19 protein-coding genes, 4 tRNA genes and 3 pseudogenes are annotated in these 23,788 nt (G+C 40.0%); 6 read left to right on the top strand and 20 right to left on the bottom strand.

The window, feature by feature from the left end:
* Nucleotides 1-39 precede the first annotated feature (39 nt).
* The 12 genes and pseudogenes from rsxD to GNP35_RS07010 form a co-directional block, all read right to left on the bottom strand.
* On the bottom strand, nucleotides 40-1,101 hold the full coding sequence (gene rsxD / locus GNP35_RS07050) for an electron transport complex subunit RsxD (RefSeq protein WP_155695448.1): 1,062 nt from the start codon (nucleotides 1,099-1,101) through the stop codon (nucleotides 40-42).
* 3 nt (nucleotides 1,102-1,104) lie between these two features.
* On the bottom strand, nucleotides 1,105-2,673 hold the full coding sequence (rsxC, locus tag GNP35_RS07045; protein WP_230961330.1) for an electron transport complex subunit RsxC: 1,569 nt from the start codon (nucleotides 2,671-2,673) through the stop codon (nucleotides 1,105-1,107).
* Entirely contained in the window at nucleotides 2,643-2,879 is a 237-nt protein-coding gene (locus GNP35_RS15620) for a hypothetical protein (RefSeq protein ID WP_230961329.1), read from the bottom strand. Before GNP35_RS15620 ends, rsxC begins: the two co-directional genes overlap by 31 nt.
* A complete protein-coding gene (locus GNP35_RS15615; RefSeq protein ID WP_230961328.1) occupies nucleotides 2,873-3,157 on the bottom strand; it encodes a hypothetical protein in 285 nt (94 codons plus the stop codon). Before GNP35_RS15615 ends, GNP35_RS15620 begins: the two co-directional genes overlap by 7 nt.
* 38 nt (nucleotides 3,158-3,195) lie before the next feature.
* Nucleotides 3,196-3,751 (bottom strand): annotated as a pseudogene (gene rsxB / locus GNP35_RS07040) (electron transport complex subunit RsxB).
* Complete coding sequence (rsxA, locus tag GNP35_RS07035; protein ID WP_155695447.1) at nucleotides 3,751-4,332, bottom strand: electron transport complex subunit RsxA; 582 nt, start codon at nucleotides 4,330-4,332, stop codon at nucleotides 3,751-3,753. The pseudogene rsxB and the gene rsxA overlap by 1 nt, the downstream one beginning before the upstream one ends.
* Nucleotides 4,333-4,473: 141 nt before the next feature.
* Entirely contained in the window at nucleotides 4,474-5,286 is an 813-nt protein-coding gene (locus tag GNP35_RS16280) for an EAL domain-containing protein (RefSeq protein ID WP_414153686.1), read from the bottom strand.
* Nucleotides 5,275-5,667 (bottom strand): annotated as a pseudogene (locus GNP35_RS16275) (GGDEF domain-containing protein); the annotation flags it as partial. The gene GNP35_RS16280 and the pseudogene GNP35_RS16275, both read right to left, overlap by 12 nt.
* Before the next feature lie 285 nt (nucleotides 5,668-5,952).
* Complete coding sequence (locus GNP35_RS07025; protein ID WP_155695445.1) at nucleotides 5,953-6,402, bottom strand: hypothetical protein; 450 nt, start codon at nucleotides 6,400-6,402, stop codon at nucleotides 5,953-5,955.
* A gap of 168 nt (nucleotides 6,403-6,570) precedes the next feature.
* Nucleotides 6,571-6,647: transfer RNA gene (locus GNP35_RS07020), tRNA-Asn, on the bottom strand.
* Nucleotides 6,648-6,669: 22 nt separating this feature from the next.
* A tRNA-Asn gene (locus GNP35_RS07015) sits at nucleotides 6,670-6,746 on the bottom strand.
* A 36-nt stretch (nucleotides 6,747-6,782) separates the two neighbouring features.
* A tRNA-Asn gene (locus GNP35_RS07010) sits at nucleotides 6,783-6,859 on the bottom strand.
* Nucleotides 6,860-7,529: 670 nt separating this feature from the next.
* Between GNP35_RS07010 and GNP35_RS07005 the strand changes: the two genes are divergently transcribed.
* Together GNP35_RS07005 and uvrB are read left to right on the top strand one after the other, a co-directional pair.
* Nucleotides 7,530-8,846 carry an MATE family efflux transporter gene (locus tag GNP35_RS07005; protein ID WP_414153677.1) on the top strand — a complete coding sequence of 439 codons (1,317 nt, stop codon included), beginning with the start codon at nucleotides 7,530-7,532 and terminating at the stop codon, nucleotides 8,844-8,846.
* Nucleotides 8,846-10,866, top strand: a pseudogene (gene uvrB / locus GNP35_RS07000) (excinuclease ABC subunit UvrB). Before GNP35_RS07005 ends, uvrB begins: the two are co-directional and overlap by 1 nt.
* 155 nt (nucleotides 10,867-11,021) lie before the next feature.
* On the opposite strand, the gene GNP35_RS06995 reads toward uvrB, so the two are convergent.
* Together GNP35_RS06995 and metG are read right to left on the bottom strand one after the other, a co-directional pair.
* Entirely contained in the window at nucleotides 11,022-12,674 is a 1,653-nt protein-coding gene (locus GNP35_RS06995; RefSeq protein WP_155695444.1) for an AMP-binding protein, read from the bottom strand.
* Nucleotides 12,675-12,940: 266 nt separating this feature from the next.
* Nucleotides 12,941-15,019 (bottom strand): methionine--tRNA ligase, encoded by a 2,079-nt coding sequence (gene metG, locus GNP35_RS06990; protein WP_155695443.1) that lies wholly within the window; start codon nucleotides 15,017-15,019, stop codon nucleotides 12,941-12,943.
* Nucleotides 15,020-15,130: 111 nt separating this feature from the next.
* Between metG and GNP35_RS06985 the strand changes: the two genes are divergently transcribed.
* The 4 genes from GNP35_RS06985 to GNP35_RS06970 all read left to right on the top strand — a co-directional run bounded on the left by GNP35_RS06985 (nucleotide 15,131) and on the right by GNP35_RS06970 (nucleotide 19,634).
* On the top strand, nucleotides 15,131-16,261 hold the full coding sequence (locus tag GNP35_RS06985; RefSeq protein ID WP_230961327.1) for an Mrp/NBP35 family ATP-binding protein: 1,131 nt from the start codon (nucleotides 15,131-15,133) through the stop codon (nucleotides 16,259-16,261).
* A gap of 19 nt (nucleotides 16,262-16,280) precedes the next feature.
* Entirely contained in the window at nucleotides 16,281-16,871 is a 591-nt protein-coding gene (gene dcd, locus GNP35_RS06980; protein ID WP_155695442.1) for a dCTP deaminase, read from the top strand.
* Between the two features lie 55 nt (nucleotides 16,872-16,926).
* Complete coding sequence (locus tag GNP35_RS06975) at nucleotides 16,927-19,455, top strand: EAL domain-containing protein (RefSeq protein WP_155695441.1); 2,529 nt, start codon at nucleotides 16,927-16,929, stop codon at nucleotides 19,453-19,455.
* Nucleotides 19,456-19,557: 102 nt separating this feature from the next.
* Nucleotides 19,558-19,634 (top strand) — tRNA-Pro (locus tag GNP35_RS06970).
* A 65-nt stretch (nucleotides 19,635-19,699) separates the two neighbouring features.
* Here GNP35_RS06970 and GNP35_RS06965 read toward each other — a convergent pair.
* The 6 genes from GNP35_RS06965 to GNP35_RS06940 form a co-directional block, all read right to left on the bottom strand.
* Nucleotides 19,700-20,098, bottom strand: a complete 399-nt coding sequence (locus GNP35_RS06965; protein WP_155695440.1) for a hypothetical protein — start codon at nucleotides 20,096-20,098, stop codon at nucleotides 19,700-19,702.
* Between the two features lie 28 nt (nucleotides 20,099-20,126).
* A complete protein-coding gene (locus GNP35_RS06960) occupies nucleotides 20,127-20,615 on the bottom strand; it encodes a DUF2938 domain-containing protein (protein WP_155695439.1) in 489 nt (162 codons plus the stop codon).
* 34 nt (nucleotides 20,616-20,649) lie between these two features.
* Nucleotides 20,650-21,750: a flavin monoamine oxidase family protein gene (locus GNP35_RS06955; RefSeq protein ID WP_155695438.1), complete on the bottom strand. Its 1,101-nt coding sequence runs from the start codon at nucleotides 21,748-21,750 to the stop codon at nucleotides 20,650-20,652.
* Between the two features lie 12 nt (nucleotides 21,751-21,762).
* Nucleotides 21,763-22,428: a cupin domain-containing protein gene (locus tag GNP35_RS06950; RefSeq protein ID WP_155695437.1), complete on the bottom strand. Its 666-nt coding sequence runs from the start codon at nucleotides 22,426-22,428 to the stop codon at nucleotides 21,763-21,765.
* Between the two features lie 62 nt (nucleotides 22,429-22,490).
* The gene (locus GNP35_RS06945) at nucleotides 22,491-22,835 is read right to left on the bottom strand and encodes a carboxymuconolactone decarboxylase family protein (protein WP_155695436.1); all 345 of its coding nucleotides are present in this window, start codon (nucleotides 22,833-22,835) and stop codon (nucleotides 22,491-22,493) included.
* A gap of 74 nt (nucleotides 22,836-22,909) precedes the next feature.
* The gene (locus GNP35_RS06940; RefSeq protein WP_155695435.1) at nucleotides 22,910-23,683 is read right to left on the bottom strand and encodes an SDR family NAD(P)-dependent oxidoreductase; all 774 of its coding nucleotides are present in this window, start codon (nucleotides 23,681-23,683) and stop codon (nucleotides 22,910-22,912) included.
* Nucleotides 23,684-23,788: the final 105 nt, after the last annotated feature.

Here is a 23,788-nt window from a genome sequence, read left to right as displayed (position 1 = left end):
TACTTTTGATGAGTGCAATATTAGATTCAGACATGATGGCTACCTTTTATGACCATAAACTTTAGGCTGTGTGTAGTGGTCTATAAGCGGCACACACATATTAGCGAGTAGCACGGCAAATGCTATACCGTCTGGGTATCCACCCCATTGTCTTATCATAAATATAAGAGCACCAATTAGTGCACCAAATATGATGCGTCCTTTTGGTGTTGTAGAGGCTGAAACAGGATCTGTGGCTATAAAAAATGCACCAAACATGACAGCGCCAGTAAACAGTTGTTGTACTGGAGGGTAGGTGGTATCAGCTCCGGTGGCTGATGCAATAACAGTTAAAACAAACAGACTGGCAATCATGCCTAAGGGAATGTGCCAACGGATTATGCCTCTTTGTAAAAGAAATAGCCCGCCAAGTAAGTAAGCTGCGTTCACCCATTGCGAACCAATTCCTCCATATTCGCCATAAATAGGTAATGAAAGTATTTCAGATACGGTTTGTTGTTGCGCTAGTGCGGTTTTGAATTGATCTAATGGCGTCGCCATCGTTGTGCCGTCAACTAGCATGCTGAGCTGCTGTAAGTTGTAACCTTCAATGCTATAACCAGTAAAGATTACGTAAGCTGTGTCTGCAAGAGACAATGTATGCATAAGCATCGGCTGAATAGGTTGCCAGCTAGTCATAGCCACTGGAAAAGAAATTAACAGTACAACATAACCGGCCATTGCAGGATTAAACAAGTTAAAACCTAATCCGCCATATAACTGCTTTACTATAATAATAGCGAAAGCAACACCGATAACGCTAACCCACCAAGGTGCTAGAGGCGGAATACTTAGTGCCAATAGTAAGCCTGTTAATACCGCTGACCCATCCGATAAGGTGCGTCTGATCCTCTTTTCTCTGAGGCTAAGAACGATAGCCTCACTTAACACTGCAACACCAATACAAAGTACTAACTGAACCAATGTTCCCCAGCCGTAAAAATACAATTGAGTAATGAATCCAGGAATAGTGGCATAACAGACCATGCGCATAACCTGATTAGTTGTCATGCCCATCGCTCCATGAGGGGAGCTTTTAAAGATGCTAGAAAATACGCTCATGGATTATTCACTCTTCGCTTTTTTGGCTTTAGCTTTAGCAATGGCTGCGGCTACTTTTTGTTTACGAATTTGCTCTGCAGTAAGCGGAGTTTCTTCTTCAGGCTCAGAACCAATCTGCGGTTCTATCTTAGCTTGAGGCTCACTACTCTTAGCTTCAGGCTCATTAGTCTTAGTTTCAGCTTCGGTAGTTTTTTCTTGTGATGCCGCTTTTGCTTCTTCACGTTTTTGTTTTGCTCTGGCAATCGCCGCGGCTACTTTGGCTTTTCGCTCTTGCTCAGCAGTGGAGACAGATTCAGTCGAGGTTGTTTCTGCTTCAACTGGTTGTGCTTTTTTGTCTGCCTGTATTTCAGCGCTCTCTTGTTGCTCTTTGGCTGCTTTTTTAGCTTTTGCTCTCGCTATTGCTTCAGCCACTTTATCTTTGGCGGCATTCGCTGGTTTTGTTGCTGGCGTTGAATCAGAGCTTGTTGTGGTATTTGACTTACTAACTGAGTCATTTGATTCATCAGAACTTGCTTGTTTTTTCGCTTTAGCTCGTGCTAACGCTGCTGCAATCTTGTCTTTTGCACTGGTGTCTTTCTCGAGTGCTTTTGCTCGTTTTTCAGCGGAGGCTTTATGTTTTGCAAGTCGCTCTTGTTTTTCGCGCTCAAGCCTTTCTTGACGTTGTTCAAATCTCACCCGAGCTTTTTCGGATTTAATTTTTTCCTGCTCAATTTCGCGGATTTCCGCTTTGCTCGTTCGGTAATACTGAACAAGTGGGATTTGACTAGGGCAAACATACGCGCAGGCCCCACACTCAATGCAGTCAAATAAGTTGTATTCTGACAATTTGTCGTGATCTTTGGCTTTAGCAAACCATTGCAACTGCTGCGGAAGTAATTCAGCAGGACAGGCATCAGCACAAAGTCCACAACGAATACAGGCTTGTTCATCGCCTTGTGGAGGAAGTTTTTTTGCTGATGGCGCAAGAATGCAGTTGGTGGTTTTCACAACAGGTGTAGACGCATCTAAAATTGAAAAGCCCATCATTGGGCCGCCCATAATTATACGTTGTTGCTTTTCTGGAGTATGGCCAGCAAAGTCAAGTAAGTCTTGGGTTGGTGTACCTAGTTTTGCCCATACGTTTTGAGGGCTTTTTAAGGTTTCGCCAGTAATAGTAACAACACGTTTGGTTAATGGCTTTCCGTCTATGATTGCTTCTTTAACGGCAAAGGCTGTACCAACGTTTTGCATTACAATACCGAGGTCCGCTGGAATGCCACCACTTGGAACTTGCAATCCAGTTAACAATTGAATGAGCTGTTTTTCGCCGCCAGAAGGGTACTTAGTGGGGACGACTCTAACGTTAATGTTTGCAATATCTTTAGTGGCCGCTTTGAGCGCTTTGATGGCGTCAGGTTTGTTGTCTTCAATACCAATAATACATACTTTGGCCGATACAATATGTTGAAGTATTTCTGCGCCTTGGACTATTTCCTTTGAGAAATAACGCATTAAAGTATCGTCTGATGTTATGTAAGGTTCACATTCCACCCCATTTAAAATCAACAGGTCGATTGGTTTTGATGGAAACATTTTATATGGGTTGGGAAACCAGCTCCGCCCATACCACTTAAGCCCATCACTTTAAGTTGCTCTGTTAACTCAACTTTGTCTTTGTCCTGCCAATTCGTCATTGGGGTTAATGGAGCAGAAACTTGTTCGCTGTCTGCGTCAATAATAATGGTTAGTTCAGGTTGTGCAGATGGATGCGCTGAAACATGAGGAGCAATTGCTACCACTTTTCCAGAAATAGGAGAGTGAAAACGGGAACCGTCATTGTTAGGTTGCTTGATGTTAGCGGTTGATTTTCTAATACGCTATCACCGATTGATACGATGATGTCATCAACGGAGCCAATATGTTGTTTTACGGGCACGTAATATCGCTTACTAACGGGCAAGTTTGCAATAGGAGCCTGGTTAGATAAATCCTTTTTCTCACTCGGGTGAATGCCACCTGGAAAATCCCAGATTTTTTCGAGTTTAATTTGTTCTAATAGACTTAATTCGGATTGCAAAATGAAACCTTTCTCAACGTTAATTTCTTCAATTCTAATTACTGAACGTTTTTAACTGGGATTAGTGGCTGATTCCACTTCCAGTGCGTAGTTGGTGCTTTAACTGGGACCATATCAATACAGTCAACCGGGCAAGGCTCTACGCATAAATCACAACCAGTACATTCATCAACAATTACGGTATGCATTACTTCGATGCGCCCACAATGGCATCAACAGGGCAAGCTTGAATACACTTAGTACAGCCAATACACTCATCTTCGCGAATATAAGCTACTTTTTTAACATCTTCTTCGCCATGAGCTTCATCTAACGGCTTTGCATCAACGCCCATTAAGTCTGCGATGTTTTTAATTGTTGCTTCACCGCCAGGAGGACATTTATTGATTTCGTCCCCATTTGCGATAGCTTCAGCGTAAGGCTTACAACCAGGATAACCGCATTGGCCACATTGGGTTTGCGGCAATAAATAATTAAGCTGATCACGAGTGGATCTGCCTCTACTTTAAAGCGCTCAGACGCGTAACCAAGAAGTGCACCAAATATTATGGCCAGTACAGCAAGTGCGATGAGAGCGTAAAATAAAATGTCCATTAAAACGATACCAACCCTGCAAATCCTAAAAATGCTAATGACATTAAACCTGCTGTGACCATGGCAATAGCTGAACCTTTAAAAGGTGAGGCACGTCCGCAGCTGCTAGACGTTTCGCGCATCGCCGCAAACAGTATTAATACTAATGAGAAACCAACGGCAGCACCAAAACCATATACGATGGACTCTGCAAAGTTATGTTCAGCGTTCACATTTAATAGGGCTACACCAAGTACAGCGCAGTTTGTTGTGATCAATGGTAAAAAGATACCTAACAAGCGATACAGCTTTGGACTGGTTTTATGGACAACCATTTCGGTAAATTGAACAACAACGGCAATAACTAAAATAAAGGCGATGGTTCTTAGAAACTCTAATTCAAGAGGTTGAAGGATATAAGTGTTAATTAAATAGCTACTCATAGATGCCAATGTTAAAACGAAGGTCGTGGCCATTGCCATTCCAAGTGCCGTTTCAATTTTACTTGAAACGCCCATAAACGGACAAAGCCCAAGAAACTTCACTAGTACAAAGTTATTGACGAGCACAGTACTGATGAGTAACAAGAAGTATTCGGTCATAAGTTTCAGCTATAGATTAACAATCTTTACATTATCCTTTTTTATGTTCCTTTTAACAACATACGAACTGTAAGGATATTTCGATTTAATAAAAAAAAGCGTCAAAAATGACGCTTTAATGGAATGAATTAGAGTGAACGTTTAAAGAGCTGCTGGCTTGCCAATATAATAACCTTGGCAACCATCAACAAATAACTTCTCTAAAACATGTTTTTCTTCCTGTGTTTCTACACATTCCGCTAAAACATTTACACCAATTCGATGCGACAAATCGACGATCATACGAATGAAATATTGATTGTTTTTCTGATCAGCGATATCTCGAGTGTAGCTACCGTCTAACTTTATAAAGTCTGGTTTTAATTCTTGGAAAAATTTAAATGACGTTATACCAACACCAAATTTTTCTACAGTGACACGTGAGCCGGCTCTATGAAGCATATCAATGAAACGACGTGACGAGTTTACATTTTGTTGAAGACCGTATTCTGAAATTTCAAAAATAAGCTTAGTGGCTAGGTTTGCTTCTTTTAATAATCTACGTTCTAGCCAGATCATAAACTGATCGTCGTGAGCAGATGTTGGTGATATGTTGATGCCAAAAAACTTGTCAGCCATGTTCTTTGTTTTAATTACGTCAAATACTTTCTCTATGATCATGCGATCAATATCAACAACACGGTTAAGCTTTTCCGCCATTGCTAAAAATGAGGCCGTTGGTAGGACTTGGCCATCTTCTAATTTAAATCGTGAATAGACTTCCGTATAAGCTTTACTACTTCGATTAGCGGCATTTATTGGTTGGAACAGAAGCGTTACGCTAGATTGCTTGATCACATCATCAATAATGTTTCGCCAATTTTGATTGCCAAAAGCAGAGGTTGAGTTTTGCTGTAAGTTGGAGTCCTTTTGAATATGCCATGCATTAACATGTTTTGTTTGAGCTAAACTAATTGCTGTATCGGCGGCCGCTAACAGCTCACCTAAAGGTTTGTCTTTTCCATAACTGACTATACCCATGCTGCCAATAGCTGACAGTTCGGAGGCACGCATATACTCATTTAACCTAGAGTGAATGTTTTGTGCCATTACGTCAGCTTCTTTAATTGTAATATTAGGTACAATTATTCCGAAATCAGATCCGTTTAAGCGATAAATACTGGCACCGTTATAGGTGTGCACTACTTTCTCTAAAATTTCGGAAAGACCTTTTATATATTTATCACCTTCTTGGTAACCTTTAGACTGGTTAATATGTTGCAGCTCTGTTGCACGCAGCAGCGCTAAAACACCAAATGGTGTGTTTTTGTCAGAGTTTATTATTTCTGATTCAAAGTACTCTACAAATCGGGTCGATTCGGAAGGTCAGTTAAGCTGTCTTTGAATGCTTCAATCTTCAGTTCAGACGCGGACTTTTCAAACTCACTTAATGTATTGTTTACGAACTTACCCAAGCGTTTTAACGCTGAAATTGTTGAACCAAATTGTAACGGAAGTTTATTAAAGTCGCTTTTGCCATCTAGTGTTTGTTGTTTGTTATTTTTGTGACTAAGTCGGCAAGTACATCGGATGTCTTACTAAAGGTGTTTTTTATGAATGACTTAAATAAACCGAAGCTAACTAAATGATAATAATGGGTAAAAACAAAAGACCTAAAAACACGTCATACAGAGGAGTTAAAACCGCTGAGTAATTTGAGTGAAATTTAATAATTAGGTTGCCGCTGTTGGTCGCTACCGTTCGAGGTTTGGTATAAAGGTCAGCTTGGCGGAGTAATGTTACAAGAACGGGTTGCTTACTTTTGTTTTGTTCAAAATTATAAAGTTGGTTGCCTTCTTGGTTAGTTATTTGAAGAAGGTCTAACTCGACAGCGTCTTTAATTTGTTTTGATAAAACTTTTGGATCGCCGGTTACATTGCTATCTGCAAGAACTTGAATAAGTTTTGTATTTTCAATCTGTTGCTGCTCTATTAGAGCTGATGTCATGAAAGTACCAAGCAAGACTAAAATTAGTCCTATAAATAAGCCGCTCATAAACTGAATGAAAAGCAGGCTTCTCAGCTTATTCATGCGTTCTCCTTTGCTGAAAAATGTTTTGTAATAGATATAAGAATAGCATTGGAATTAATAATGAAATTCAAAGATCAATATTTAGACGTATTAAATCAGAAAAGTTATGTTAAATAAACAAATTAGAAGTAAAAGAAGAGGGCGTTTTTAGTAGGAATTATATTTTATTGGCTCCCCCTCCCCGACTCGAACGGGGGACCTGCGGATTAACAGTCCGTCGCTCTAACCAACTGAGCTAAGGGGGAACAATAAAATTGACTTATGAAATGGCTCCCCCTCCCCGACTCGAACGGGGGACCTGCGGATTAACAGTCCGTCGCTCTAACCAACTGAGCTAAGGGGGAATTTCATAAAATGTATTACTAGGTGTAATACTAAAGTGGCTCCCCCTCCCCGACTCGAACGGGGGACCTGCGGATTAACAGTCCGTCGCTCTAACCAACTGAGCTAAGGGGGAACTACAACGTCATTTAGCAAATACTGCTCAACAACGGGGCGCAATGTTAATTACAGGACCCTTTACTGTCAACCTTATTTTGTAGTGAAATTCAAGATTTATGTCTGTTTGCACACGGATTGAGCAGTTATAAATTTCTTCAGCGGGAAAAGCATAAAAAGCAAGCTTGATTGGTACAAAAATTGAACTAAGCAAGTGGCGAGGATCCTGATCTTAATAAATACAAGGTCTGTAGCTTGTTATCCACTGTTTCTGTGGATAACTCTGTGAGTTATATTGTAATATAATCTCGTAGGCCAGTAGATTCGGGTGTCAATAGGTTCTTTGTGGTTTTTTGTTATTTTTTATAATATTTAATTAAAACAATTGGTTAAGTGTGTTTTGTGTTTTTTTGACTGCTTGGTTTGATTTTTAATCGCTGCACTCAGGAAACGGATTATAGCTGTGTACAATAGCAGTATATTTATTACAAAAAGAAAAATATTTCTTGATATATACCGAAATCTGATACTAAAAATCTACGAGTTTAAATAAAGATCAATTAAGACTCATTATTACGTGAACCTTGACCAAACATTCTCTAGAATACAGTCCTTGTTTATAACTGTGTGGGATTTATGTCTTCTTCTCAAAATTTACTTACGGGTCCAATCGCTCCAACTTTAAAAAAATGACCAAACAAGTTATGTACGGCATGATTTTATTAATGTCATTCAATCTTGTAGACACCTTTTTTATTGGTTTATTAGGAACGGAACCATTAGCGGCTATCAGTTTTACTTTTCCGGTAACCTTTACGATTATTAGTTTGGCTATTGGTTTAGGGATAGGTACATCGGCAATTGTCGCGAAGGCAAACGGCAGTGGTAATAAAGAAGAGTCAAAAGCAGACGGGCAGGGTGCGCTAATATTATCCTTTATATTAGTGATTATGCTAGCAGTTGTAATGTACAACCTTACCGATATCATTTTTTCTGCACTCGGTGCGACTCAAGACTTAATGCCGTTAATTCATGAATATATGGATGTTTGGTATATTGGTTCCGTGTTTCTTATGTTACCTATGATTGGTAACTCTATATTAAGAGCGAATGGCGATACTAAAACGCCCAGCATGTTAATGGGTGGTACTGGACTCATCAATGCCATCCTCGACCCCATTCTTATTTTTGGTTTTGGCCCGGTACCGGCGTTAGGGATCCAAGGCGCTGCAATAGCAAGTGTTGTCTCTTGGGGAATTGGCTTATTAATTATTATTTATATCCTAACGGTTAGGAAAAAGTTGATAGCCTCACAACTAGTTAAATTCAGTGAACTCATCACTATAGGTAGAAAGATTTTAAAGATTGGCTTACCTGCCGCGGGTGCAAACATGTTAACACCGATCGCGATGGCCGTTTTAACAGCTATCGTGGCTACTTACGGCACTGCAGCTGTAGCCGGTTTTGGCGTTGGCTCTAGAATAGAAAGTATTGCGAGCTTAGTCGTTTTGGCGTTGTCCATGACGTTACCGCCTTTTATTTCACAAAACTTTGGCGCTAATCAATGGGACAGAGTTTTTGAGGCATACAAAAAAACCACTAAATTTGTGATGATATGCCAGCTCGTTATTTATTTGGCGCTTTGTTTATTGGCTGGCGTCATTGCTTTTGCCTTTGGTAAAGATGATCCAGAGGTGATGTTCGTTATTAAACTGTTTATTTGGACTATGCCCCTAGGCTATGGCTTACAAGGCATTATTATCTTAACCAACTCTTCATTTAATGCGTTACATAAACCTATGTTTGCTTTAGTGCTCTCTGTTATTCGCTTATTTGTCTTTTTTGTGCCGTTTGCTTATTTAGGTTCTCACTTTTTTGGCTTAATAGGATTATTTGTAGGTGGAGTGATTGGTAATCTGTTTACCGCTTTGATCGCTTATCGGTGGTTTGTTCGTACCCTAGAGACTTCAATTGAAAGTAACAAAGTGATAGCGGAGCAGTCGTAATGGAAAAGCTAGAAAAGCCATTTAAGTTAGTTAGTGAATATGAGCCAAGTGGCGATCAGCCAACGGCAATAAAGCAGCTAACAGAAGGGCTTGAAGACGGTCTTGCCTATCAAACCTTGTTAGGTGCTACTGGTACCGGTAAAACTTTTACCATGGCCAATGTTATTCGCAACGTATCGCGTCCTACATTAATAATGGCACACAACAAAACATTAGCTGCGCAGCTTTATGGCGAAATGAAGGACTTTTTCCCTGACAATGCCGTTGAGTATTTTGTTTCTTATTACGATTATTATCAGCCAGAAGCCTACGTTGCTTCCACGGATACGTTATAGAAAAAGATGCATCTATAAATGAGCATATTGAGCAAATGCGTTTATCTGCTACAAAAGCATTAATGGAGCGCCGTGACGTAATCATTATTGCCTCAGTATCGGCAATTTATGGACTTGGTGATCCTGAGTCTTATATGAAAATGCTTTTGCATCTTCGTGAAGGCGATATGGTTGACCAACGTCAAATTCTAAGACGACTAGCAGAGCTACAATATACTCGTAATGACGTTGATTTTCAGCGTGGTTGTTATCGTGTTAGAGGCGATGTTATTGACATTTACCCGGCTGACTCCGATAAGTTTGCCGTTAGAGTTGAGCTATTTGATGAAGAAATTGAGCGCATCACCCAATTTGATCCGCTTACAGGTGCGTTAGAACGTCAAATTACACGGGCGACAATATTTCCAAAAACACACTATGTAACACCACGAGAGAAAATTCTTAAGGCTATTGATCATATTAAAGATGAGTTGAGAGAGCGCAAAAAGCAGCTTAAAGACAACAATAAACTAATCGAAGAACAACGAATTAGCCAAAGAACGTTATTTGATATTGAGATGATGCAAGAGCTTGGGTATTGCTCGGGTATTGAAAACTACTCAAGGTATTTGTCAAATCGCGATCCTGGTGCTCCACCACCAACCTTGATAGATTATTTTCCAGCTGACGGGTTGCTTATCATTGATGAGTCACATGTAACGGTATCTCAAATTGGCGCTATGTATAAAGGCGATCGCTCTCGTAAGTCAAACCTTGTTGAGTACGGCTTTAGATTGCCATCTGCGATGGATAATAGGCCGCTTAAGTTTGAAGAGTTTGAGCGTTTAGCGCCACAGACTATTTATATATCAGCGACACCTGGCAACCATGAAATTGAAAGAAGCGATGGCGAAGTGGCACAACAGGTTATTCGTCCAACGGGTTTACTTGACCCACTAATTGAGGTTAGGCCAATTGCAACGCAAGTTGATGATTTGATGTCTGAGATTCATAAACGTGTGGCGGTAAATGAGCGTGTATTAGTTACAACGCTAACAAAACGCATGGCTGAGGATTTAACCGATTACTTATCTGATCATGATATCAAGGTTCGTTATTTACATAGTGATATTGATACGGTTGAAAGAATTGAAATTATCAGAGACTTAAGAGCTGGTAAGTTTGATGTGTTGGTAGGGATCAACTTACTTAGAGAAGGCCTAGATATGCCTGAAGTTTCGTTGGTGGCTATTTTAGATGCTGATAAAGAAGGTTTCTTACGAAGTGATCGCTCTTTGATACAGACCATTGGCCGAGCTGCGAGAAACGTGCGAGGTCAAGCGATACTTTATGGAGACCGTATTACTAAGTCGATGCGAAAAGCCATCGATGAGACTGAACGTCGTAGAGCAATACAAGAAGCTCACAATGAGAAGCACGGAATTACACCTAAAGGCATTGTTAAGCGTATTGGCGATATCATGGACGTTGGTGAGTCTAAAAAGACAGCCAATGCTGCACAGCGTATTTTAGTAGCAGAAGGTCTAGCTGATTATCAAACTAAGTCGCCGATAGAAATTGGCAAAGACATTAAAGCCGTTGAGGCACAAATGATGGAAGCAGCCAAAAACTTAGAATTTGAGAAAGCAGCAGAGCTAAGAGATCAAGTTCAGAAACTTCAAAGGCAGTTGATTAAAAATTCTTAGTACGAACCTATTGATGACGTTGCGATAAAGGTAAGGCTTCCTATAAGCAGTATCGCAAAGCTTATGAATTGATGTGTTGGCTTGCGAGGCGCAAATAAAAAAGCCGGGTTGTTTGATTTAAAACACCCGGCTTTTAGCATTTAATAGAGTTTAAATTATAGCTCTGATTCCCAAAGAATAACTTGGCCTTTAAGCTCTTCTACACGAGATGCATATTTTTCGTGTAAAACATGACGCTTAATTTTTAACGTTGGCGTTAAAATGTCATTTTCAGGAGTCCACTGTTCTTCAACAACCACTATAGCACCTACTTTTTCATGAGACTCTAAATGCCCATTTACGGCGGTTAGCGTTTCTTTAAGAGATTTCTCTACTTGAGCTCGAGGCATTGCCATTGCGCCTTCAGATAACTGCACTAATGTCACAGGTGCAGCCATACCAGCACCAACAACACATAACAATTCAATGTGAGGGTCTTGAGCTAAACGTTTTTCAATTGGCACAGGTTGAACAAACTTACCTTTTGCTGTTTTGAAGTTGTCTTTAACACGACCAACAAGTCTAACAGCGCCGTTTTCTTCTATCTTGGCTAAATCGCCAGTCTTAAAGAATCCGTCTTCGTCAAACGCTTCTATAGTGGCTTCTTCATTTTTATAGTAACCATTAAATAAGCCGCCGCTCTTAAACAGTAGCTCGCCATTGTCAGATATCTTTATTTCGCAACCTTCAAGCACATTTCCAATGGTACCTATCATATCTTGGTTGAATGGAAAGTTACCAATGGCATAAATACAGTTTTCAGTCATTCCCCAGGCTTCACAAATATTAATATCAATTTTTTGATACCACTCAATAAGAGCCGGAGATATTGGAGCAGAACCAGAAGCAGCTATTTGAGCATGTTCTAAACCTAGGCCTTTTTGGATCTTTTTCTTAATTAATCCTGAAACAATTGGAACCTTTAACAAAAATTCGAGTTTAGAGTGTCCAATTTTGTCGATAATGTTCTTCTGGAATAAGCTCCATAAGCGAGGTACTGAAAAGAAGATTGTTGGTTTAGCATAGTTTAAATCTGCAACAAAATGCTCCAGTGACTCGGTAAAGTAGATAGTCATGTTGCAGTGGAATGCAGCACCTTCGACTAAACAACGTTCAGTTATATGAGCCAGTGGTAGGTAAGATAAGAAACGAGAACTTTGGTTAAAGCCAAGTACATTAACAATTTTATCATTCGCCCAATTGTAAGCTTTGTAGCTGATCATTGCGCCTTTAGGGTTACCAGTACTACCTGAGGTGTAAATGATCGACATCAAGTCGTCCATTTGCGGCAGGTGCTCTTCGATAGGTGCGCCGAGTGACTGAAGTTGTTGCCAGTCATATTGCACGGGAATTGTATCGTAACTCATCCCTAATCGAATGATGTTGCCTGCAACGCCTTTATCGGCTAGCTCTTGCTTATCTAATTTACCAACGAATACAGCTTTTGCTTCTGAATGATCTAATACGTAATGAATTGTTTCTGCATTTGCCGATGGATAAATTGGCACGCTTACCATTCCAGCACGCATGATGGCTAAATCTGTAATAAACCATTCGGCACAGTTTTTAGCTAATATAGCGACTTTGTCGCCTTTGTTTAATCCAAGGTGATGAAGGCTGGCTGCAACACCTTCAACTTGCTGTTTTATTTGAGCCCAATTATGCGTTTCAATTTGTCTGTCTTTTGGCTGGTGTAAAAATGTTTTCTCTGGCGTTTCAGACGCCCAATGATTTAACCAGTGAACCGGACTGAATTTTGAAGTGTCCATAGATGATTCCTTCTGCTGATAATTATTATTATTTTTATTGTTGATTAGCTATTAGCCGAATTTTTAGCGGCGTCGTGAATTTAGCTTTTAAGTAATTATTGAATTTTTATGAGTTTATTATGTATAAATTTACAATGATTAGCCAACTTAAATGTCGCTATTTGTTGGAATAAAAAAGATAAATGTAAATATTTGACACAAAAAAAGCCAATCCGTAGATTGGCTCTTTAAACTTTACGAAAACTATATTAGTTAACGCAACTTCGTTACATTACTCGCATACCAGGTTGTGCGCCATTATGTGGTTCTAAAATCCACAAGTTTTTGCCACCCGGACCTGCCGCTAAAATCATACCTTCAGACATACCAAAGCGCATTTTTCTTGGTTTAAGGTTTACGACAACAACCGTTAATTTACCAACAAGGTCTTCTGGTGAATATGCTGCTTTTATACCTGAGAATATTTGGCGTGTTTCACCACCAATATCAAGTTGGAATTTCAACAGCTTTTCAGCACCTTCAACGTGCTCTGCAGAAACTATCTTAGCAATTCTCATATCCACTTTCGCAAAGTCATCAAACTCAATTTCAGCAGCAATTGGGTCCGCTTCTAACGGTGCTTTTGGAGCTTCGTTTGTGGTATCCGCTTCTACTTTGGCTTTTTTCGGTTTTGAAACAGCCGGTTTAGTAGCGACTAAGTTTTCTTTGGAGTCTTCAACCATCTTTTCGACTTTATCCATTTCAACACGTTGCATTAACGCTTTAAACTTGTTGATTTCATGGTTAACCAATGGCTTATCAATGCTATCAAAACTTAGAGTATCGTTTAGAAACGCTTCTACTTCTTTAGCCATAGCAGGAAGAACAGGTTTTAAGTAGGCCATTAGTACACGGAATAGGTTGATTCCCATTGAACAAACATCGTGTGTTTGTTGCTGCAGGTTTTCATCTTTTACAGATACCCAAGGCGCTTTTTCATCAATGTATTTGTTTGCTAAGTCTGCTAACGCCATGATTTCACGGATTGCCTTAGCAAATTCTCGTTGCTCAAACAGCTCAATAATTCGAGGTTTAGCAGCTTGGAATTCTTCCAGTAACTCAACATTATCAATGTTTTCTGATAACTTTCCATCAAAACGCTTTTTGATGAAACCAGCGCAGCGGCTCGCTATATTTACTACTTTACCAATTAAGTCACTGTTTACTTTTTGGCTAAAGTCTTCAAGATTTAAATCAAGATCAGTAATGCCACTATTAAGTTTAGATGCGAAGTAATAGCGCAGGTACTCTGGATTTAAATGATCTAAATAGGTTCGGGCTTTGATGAATGTGCCGCGAGATTTAGACATTTTTTCGCCATTTACAGTTACAAAACCATGTGCAAATACATTGGTTGGCTTACGTAATTTTGCGCCTTCAAGCATTGCTGGCCAGAATAAGCTATGGAAGTAGATGATATCTTTACCAATAAAGTGGTAAAGCTCAGTGTCACTGCCTTCGTTCCAAAACTCATCAAAGTTAACGGCAGTATCTGTTTTATCACAGAAGTTTTTGAAGCTGGCCATATACCCGATAGGGGCGTCTAGCCAAACGTAAAAATATTTACCTGGTGCATTTGGAATTTCGAAGCCAAAATAAGGCGCGTCACGACTAATGTCCCATTGCTGTAATCCTTGCTCAAACCATTCTTCTAATTTGTTTGCCATTTCAGTTTGAATACTGCCTGAGTGTAACCACTCTTTTAGCATTGGTTCAAACTTCGGCAAGTCAAAGAAGTAATGTTCAGAGTCTTTAAGCACAGGTGTTGCACCAGATATTACAGACTTAGGATCTTTTAAGTCGACAGGGCTGTATGTTGCACCACACTTATCACAGCTATCGCCATTTTGATCTTCAGAGCCACACTTAGGACAAGTTCCTGTAACAAAGCGGTCTGGCAAGAACATGTTTTTTTCTGGATCAAAAAGTTGACTAATAGAACGTTTAGCAATGTAACCAGCGTCGTTTAGACGATTGTATATCATTGCTGATAGCTCGCGGTTCTCGTCGCTATGTGTACTGTGGTAGTTTTCAAACTCGATATGAAAATCTGCAAAGTCTGTAATACGTTCTTCACGCACTGCGGCAACCATATCCTCTGGACTGATACCTTGTTGCTGAGCTTTTAGCATTATAGGTGTGCCATGAGCATCATCAGCACATACATAGTAACATTCGTTACCTTGTGCTTTTTGAAAACGAACCCAAATATCCGTTTGAATATATTCCATCAAATGGCCTAAATGCAGAGAGCCGTTTGCATAAGGAAGGGCGCTAGTTACAAGAATTTTGCGGGGTGCTGTCATATCTCAAGAAACCTTTATTAGAATCGATAGTAAAACACTACTATTTATGTGTACGATGTTACATAATTTGCAACCAATATGCACCATTCTATATGTTGATAGGTCGATAAAATGAAGTTTTCTAATTGGTTTGGTAAAAAAAGCACCAAATCCTCAGAGTCAGAAACTAGTATCCCAGCAAGTGCCGAAAAAGTAACAAAAACAACGCCGGACAAAAGCACATTAAAAGTGCAGGTTTTTGATGCGTTAAAGAGCATTTCCACTGCTAATTTTCCAGAAGGACTTTTTGGGCGCATGTCTGTTGTTATCAAAGGTAAAGGGGGTAGCGGCAGTGATGTCTTCATAACTACGCCATTTTACCCGGGCGCGGTGGAGTCTGAGCTTTCAGAGGCGTTGTTGAAAGTCCTACCTGACAATATATCGATTCACTTCAATTATTCGCCTGTTCACCCACCTAGCTCATTGCCGCAAAAAGCAAAGATTGTTATTGCCGTTGCATCAGGAAAAGGCGGCGTTGGTAAAAGCACAGTGACTGCGAATTTAGCTGCCGCTGCCGCTCAACTCGGTCATAAGGTTGGCGTGTTAGATGCTGATATTTACGGTCCATCTATCCCTATGATGTTTGGTCTTCAAGGAGAAAATGTTAGCAGCTTTGATGAAAAAACCATGGAGCCGCTGTTTAAATACGATGTTGCCTTAAACTCCATTGGTTTCCTTGTACCAGCTGATAAAGCAACTATTTGGCGGGGGCCAATGGCGTCAAGAGCGCTCATGCAACTTGTTAATGAAACAAACTGGCCAGAACTGGATATTCTTTTTGTTGATATGCCACCGGGAACTGGCGACATTCAATTGACGATGTCAGAACAGATAAAATGCCATGGTGCGATTATCGTTACTACGCCTCAAAATATTGCTCTAGCTGACGCGCAAAAGGGCATTGAAATGTTCCAAAAAGTGAATACACCAATTTTAGGTGTTGTTGAAAACATGAGTCAGTTTACTTGTCCAGACTGTGGAGCGAGCCATACTTTGTTTGGGGCTGGTGGCGGGAGTTTGTGTGCCGAGAAGCATAAAATTCCGCTTTTGGCTCAGTTGAGTTTAAAGCCTGAAATTAGGAATCAAGGTGATATCGGAAAGCCATTTTCACTTTTAGATACAAATAATGAGTATCAGAAACTGGTATTTTCTCTTATGATGCACATGTCTAATCAGACTGAACAACGCATTCTAACTTTATAAATTTAAAATGGATTAACCCATGCGCCTTTGCGACACAGACATTATAGCTAAACTAGATCAAGGTGAAATCTCCATATTACCTCGTCCATCTAATGAATTTATTTCAGGAATTACTGTTGATTTAACACTTGGTAATAAGTTTAGAGTATTTCAAGATCACCAAGCTCCATTTATCGATTTAAGTGGTCCAAAAGAAGAAACTCAAAAAGCGCTAGAATCTGTAATGGGAGACGAGATTGTTCTTAAAGAAGAACAGGCGTTTTTCCTTCATCCAGGAGAGTTGGCACTAGCTATTACACATGAATCCATAACGCTCCCGAATAATTTAGTTGGTTGGCTGGACGGTCGCTCATCTTTGGCTAGACTTGGACTCATGGTTCACGTAACTGCACATCGTATTGATCCAGGTTGGTCAGGCAATATCGTTTTAGAGTTTTATAACTCAGGCAAACTGCCACTTGCATTAAAACCCCACATGAAAATTGGTGCACTGAGCTTCGAAACAATGACGGGCCCTGCTGCTCGACCTTATACCTCACGTGCAGACGCAAAGTATAAAAATCAAGATGGTGCTGATGGAAGTCGCATTAATCACGATAAAAAAGATTAATATTTAAAGTTAAAAATTTGGAGTTTGAATTGTGGTATTAAGCAAACCCAGTTCTATGTTGGTTATATTAGCGTGGCTAACAATGTTGTTAGTTACGTTGGTTTATGCTGTTTTCTATTCGCCCGACAAACACGATAGTGATATTTATCAACAGTTTAATGTCGAGTACATTGACGATACATCAAATGTACTGACGATTGACCAAGTTAAATTATTACCTAGTACAGTGTTTGAGCAAGACAAACAAAAAGTTCATACACCAGACTCAATGGACTTTTCAATGTGGTACAAAATATCCACAGTTTCTAACCTAGGGTATCTAGAGCCTTTTAGTGTAAGTGTTGATAACCCCACATTAGATATAATTCATTTTTACGCCATAAACGACGGGCAAGTCCGTTTTGAAAAGGTACTAGGTGATCTAAACACCTCTGAGTACGCCATAGACCATGTATCTCCAAAGGTGAGTTTGTTTGGTGGGATGTCTGGCGCAACAGATATCTTTATAAGAATAAAATCAAATGGCTCAACAGCAACGCCTGTATTAATTGAATCTGTCACCGACTCGCAATACCGAACAAGTGCTCAGCTTATTTTATTAGGTGCATTGTTTGGAATTGGCATGATCATGGTTATTTACAACTACTTCATGTATCGCGGTGCTGGAGATCCGTCTTGCTTGATATATATAGGCTATATATCTAGCGTTACGCTTGCTATTTCCATGATGAATGGGTTTATATTTTTTTGGTTGCCTGAGGCAATGGCTATCCAAGCGAATGCAAATCTATTAATGCCGATGCATTTTTTAACGCTAGGCTTTGCGATGCGCTTTGCTTACACGTTTGTTAGAATTGAAGACATATATCCAAAGCTAAAACTTTGGGGGCAACAGTTTTCAAATATCAATTTTACGTTTGCTTTTATTGCTTTGTTTTATAATGAAGGCACGATATTTCCGTTATACATGATTATTCTTTCAGTGAATTATTTGTATATCTTTGTATTGGTATCTCTCGTCTATAAGAGTAAATTAATTTGGGTTCATTATTACCTGATGTCATGGGTACCGCTATTAGCAGGTACGTACTTAACAGTATCATCATTCAACGGAACATTAAGTTACAATTTTTTAACGAGAAATGGTTCGCTTCTAGGTGTGATTTTTGAAATATGCTTAATGGCGGTTGCGCTTCTAGATAGATTTCGAGCAACTCAAGTAGAGCGCGAATATCGCCTTAATCATGATTTAGCAACAGGACTCCCTAATCAGGTTCTACTAGAGTCGGCAATTAAAAAAGTAGGCGCTGGCAGAAAACCTGTTTATCTAATGGTATTTGATATTCCCCAAGCGAAAGATCTGATTCCTGCACTAGGCGTAGAGTCGGCTAATTTATTCTTCAAGCAACTTTTCATTAATATTGAAGCTTATGTTTCTACGATTAAAGAGACCTATATCTTTGCAAAAGATAGTAGTGGTCAAAAGTATCATATTGTACGAATAGACGAGTCTCGGTTTGCCGTTATGTTTGTTGGGGATTTAGAAGCTGAGGAGCTGGAGCAAAATGTTTCAGCTATACAAAATGCAGTGTCCAATATTATTAACCTCAATGGCGTGACCATGTCGGTGAGCAGTGTTGCTGGGGTTGCATGTTACCCTGATGATACAAGAGAGCCAGAGCGATTATTAAGCACAACAATACAAGCGCTAATATCTGGTCGTAAATCTAATAAAAAGTGGGCTCGTTTTGATGAGCAGCGAAATATTGATATACAGCAGCGCTTTAGGTTAGCGGCTGATCTTCAAAACGCCATTGAACAAGGTGACTTAGAGCTTTACCACCAACCACAAATTGATATGGTTAATAACAAGGTTTACGGCAGTGAACTATTGTTGAGATGGTTTCACCCACAAGAAGGTTTTGTTGACCCATCCTTGGTAATTGATATTGCAGAGGAAACAGGCGTAATTCATCAACTTACCGAATGGGTTATCGAAAAAGGTTTTGAGCAACACTCTAAACTGTGCAAACTGGAATTGAGAGCGAATGTATCGATTAATATATCGGGCAAAGACTTTAACGATAATGGCCTTGTAGCTCATATTTTAACAACAGCTGCTCGTTATAATATCTCACATGAAACGGTAACATTTGAAGTGACAGAGTCCGCAACAGCGGATGATCCTGAGCAGGCTAAATCGGTTTTAACCCAACTCTATAATCAAGGCTTTAAGATTGCGATTGATGATTTTGGAACAGGATATTCAAGTTTAGACTATTTGAGTCAATTACCTTTCCATGAACTTAAAATTGACCGTTGCTTTATGAACATTGATGTTTCTGAACGAAATAGAACGATAACAGAAGTGACCTTGTCATTAGCGAAGCGTTTAGGTGTTAATGCGGTTGCAGAAGGCATTGAAAATGAGCGAGTAGCAGAGTTATTAACTTCATTTGGTTGCCCTATTGGACAAGGTTATTTGTATTCGAAGCCAAAACCTTTTATCGAGCACATGAGATGGCTACAAGATATTTATAAGTCTAATAGAAACTTAGAGCTTAATAAACCACCGGTTGGATAGCATATAAACATTCTATAGTTGATTTAAAATCAAAGTTTTATATTATCGAAGCAGATAAGCCAATATTGCTTGTTAGCCCTCATTACAAGCAATATTGAGTATCGGACTGTAGCGCAGTTTGGTAGCGCACTGCTCTGGGGGAGCAGGGGTCGCTGGTTCGAATCCAGTCAGTCCGACCAATTCCTTCTACAAGCCGCTACACACTTGACTATCAAGGTTTTAGTGGTTCAAAATATCACTTCAATTAATTCATTTCTCTAAACGTAACGGCAAGGAACGTAAGTCCAATTATGCCAGTCAAAGAAAAGCCGGATAGAATAAAAGGGTCAATTAAAAGGTTATCTTTAAATTCAAATGTGCCAGCTGATATTTTTTTCCACCCCATAAAGTGCTGATTAGCACCAACTGTTGCACCAAAAAAACCAACTACTAACGCAATATATTTACCTACCCAATGATGAATAAAAGGTGAAACTAGTAAAAGTCCTAAAATACCAATAACTGAGCGTTGAACTCTACAATAAGGACATACGTAAACCAGACCTGTTAAGTCTGTACTCCATGCTACAGCCGAAATTACAATGGCGATTAAGCCAACTAATTTGATGTGAGTGTAGTAACTTTCTAAGTTTAAAATATTCATAAATAGCGTTATTCCTGGTTAGCTTAAATTAAAGGTGGTTCAATAGTGTTGCTGTCATAAACATACCCAAACCAAATACGGTATGTCCTGCAAAGCTTCTGATTCGTGTTATTGTCGGGTTCGGGGTTTTTGCACCAGCAAGTCCCGCTCCCATGCCGGGCATCATAATAAAAAAAGGCGCTGCAATACCTAGCCAAGAAACAAGTAAGGTAGGCAGTAGGTTGGGAGTTTCAATCCATTCAGTGTTTACACTCACCATTAATATTAAACCATAAGCAATCCCAATTAAATAATGTACAACCCAACCAATGGCTAGTTCGCCAGGGATCTTATCCGCTTTTGCTAGTGCAGGTTGACAAAATTGGCCCGACTTCATATGTCCTATCCACCGACCCACCAATAACCAGTTTGTTGCAGGTAACTTAAAGAATTTAGCGAGCAGTCCAGCATAAATATCCAATACAATCGTGCCTCCGATTCCTATTAGTGAGTAAACGTAGATTGCATCATTGATCATGAGTGTCTCCTTACATGAGTTATAAAGTGAAATATTATTGAAGTGTGTTTATATAATGTGTAACGCCTTTTTTAGCGGCATCAATTGCACCAGCAAGGTAGCCTGGGAATTGCTTAGACCATTCACTGCCAATACCTACAAGCTTTTGATGCCAAGGACCATCTTGTGGAGTGCTATATGTCGCGGCATTATGTGTATTAGTCATTTGGGTATCTAAATGAGTTGATGTTAAAGAGTCTATCGCCCAGTCTTTAACAATATCTATGGTTGGACTTTCAGCTTGAGACCCAAAAAGTCTAACTAGCTGTACACGGCAGTGTTTCAGTAAGTCTTCTTCACTGATACCTTGCCTATCGGCTGCGCTAACACCAATGAAGCCAAATAAGGCAGCTTGACCGTCTGGATTGGATGCATCATGAATTTCAGTCATCGGTCCTATGCTGCTCCGAGCGCTACCTGACAGTCCTTGTTCACGCCAAAATGGTGAGTTAAATACTGCGATGTATTTAGCATGTGGAGCCATCCAAGTTGCTGTATTTTTCCAGTTTTCTGCTAGTGCGCTTGGTAATGTCGGTATGAATTTTATTTGTTTTATGGCTAGTCGTGGCGGCACTGCAAGCATAATATGTTCTACATTCACTATATTTTTAGTGTTTTCCGATGTTCTATAGCAAACTTCATTATTACCCGATTGGCGAACAATTGATTCAACAAAAGCACCAGATATGATGTGCTCGTTGATAAGCTTTGAACGTAAGGCATTAATAAGAGCACCCATACCACCTTTTAGTCGCATGGAAGTAGGAGAGTTGGCATAGCCTGGCATGGTACTAGGTGGTTTAGAATGGGATCGTTCTAATAGAATATTACCTTGTTCATACTGGGAAAACGTATCTAACTTTAAGCTTTTAATCAGCGTATTAAGTTGTGGTTGGAACTCAGGCCAAAACCAAGTTGGACCAAGATCAAAACGATTGTTTTCTAGTTGTGAATCACTGTTAAAGTCCATCACTCTTCCGCCGAAGCGCTCTCTAGCTTCGAGTAGAATGTAATCAGTGATTCCATTTTGCTCAAGTAAATAAGCAGCATAAAGGCCACTGAGTCCACCACCTATTATCGCAATTTTTTTACGCATTGTTCCGCCTCCTCAGCTTATATTCTTAAAGTTTCCTACTTTGAGATAAATTGTAGCGTTTTTATTTCCAGCCTTTATCAACGTTTGTTTGTTACTTGGTACTCTTAACCAGCTACCTTCTTTGTATTCCAGTTTGTTATGAAAAATGCTTCCGGTTAGTACAAACAACTCTATGGCCTTTTGACCTATCAAATGATGAGGCGCACATTGATGTGGCGTTAGTTTTATTAATTGAGTAACTTCGCCCTTATCTTGATAAAGAGGGCAAATGTGGTAATTATTTTCCTTTACCCAGTTAGCCGAATCGTTTGTATTGATGCGTGTGTGGGTTGCTTCCGTCAGTGACATTTGCCATAGCTTTACAAAAATAGTAGTGCCGCCTAAGCTGCTTGGGGCATGCGAAGAGCCGGGGGGATTCCTTAAATACCAGCCTTGAGAGTAGTCCCCAGACTGATCAGAAAAGATGCCAGAGAGCACTAAAACTTCTTCTCCTCCTGGATGAGAGTGGTTTGGAAAAGTTGACCCAGGGGCGTACCGTACCACTGTTGTTGCTCTTGCCTTTTCTCCGCCAATCCTGTCCAGCATGACCCGCTGAACACCTACTTGAGGTGTTGTACGCCAATTGTAGTGATTCAATTGTAACGCTGCTGTTTGTGAAAAATCTGAATTAATCTGCATCTTATTAAACCTAATAAAAAGAGTAATAACATGTTGTTATTACTCTTTAGCTTCTTTTTGATTTATGCGTTTGTTAATTGAGTGTGCGCGTCAAGCACACGTGCACTGTATGTAATTGCTGCACCTGCGTTTAATGCGACAGCGACACCTAGTGCTTCAGAGATTTCTTCTCTGCTTGCACCAAATTCAACCGCTTTTTTAGTGTGCATTGCGATACATCCATCACAACGTGTTGTTACAGCTACAGCAAGTGCAATCAGTTCATGAACTTTTGGCTCTAGGTGACCTGATTTGGCTCCAGCACCATCCATCGTCATTAATCCGCGAATAGTATCTGGGCTTTGTTTTGCAAAATTCCCAACTGTTCTAATTACTTCACCGCGATATTCGTTCCAATCTTGTGACATGTTATTTGCTCCGGTATCTAATGTAATATTTAGGGCGTTGTAGTCCCTTTTTGTTTTACGTGTTTATAAGTTAATTAGTTGCGACCAGCCATTACGCCGCCATCAACATCCCATACGGCACCTGTCACCCACGCAGCTTTGTCGCTCAGTAAAAAGGCAATAGTGTTTGCTACATCTTTGCTTGTGCCAACACGGCCAATTGGGTGGAAGCTATTAAAGCCTTGTAGCGCATCGTTTACTTCGGCTTTAGGAATAAAACCTTCGTATATTGGCGTCTTTACAACCGCTGGTGATACTGCATTGACACGAATGTTGTGTGTCGCTAATTCCATTGCCAAATGTTGAGTTAGGGCGTGCAGGCCTGCTTTAGCCATTGAATAAGCTGACGATGGTGTAGCGGCAATAGCTTGTTTACCCCACATAGAGCCAACATTTACTATAGCGCCAGGTCGTTTTGCGGCGACTAGATTAGCGGCTACTTTTTGGGTAATAAAAAACAATGCACGGTTAATTTGCATATATTGGTCGTAATCAGACCCTTCATGTTCTAAAAATGGTTTTGGAAAAAACACGCCAGCGGCATTAACTAGTAAATCGACATCTGCGTGATCACGTGAAATTGTATCAATTAAGTTCTGTACGCCTTCATCACTCGTTAAATCGGCGGTTAGAACTTCTACAGCGCCTAGGGCGGATAGTTGATCCTTTGCCGCTAGCGCTTTTTCTTTGCGGTGACCAACGATAACAGCTTGTCCCCCTTGATCTAATATTAAACGAGCCGTTTCAAAACCCATTCCGCTAGTGCCACCAATAACGAGTAGTTTCTTACCAGAAAATTGAGTAGTCATAATAAAGTCTCCAAGCGCCAATTCGCGCTATATTAGTTATATCAATAAAACAAGAAGTGTTAATTTGCCATCAAGGCAATTGACTTGTTGTTTGGCTTGGGAGGC

It is taken from the genome of Psychrosphaera haliotis (assembly GCF_009728465.1).
In the GTDB taxonomy this organism is placed as follows: Bacteria; Pseudomonadota; Gammaproteobacteria; order Enterobacterales; family Alteromonadaceae; genus Psychrosphaera; species Psychrosphaera haliotis.
This window is presented reverse-complemented; position numbering and strand designations above follow the sequence as displayed.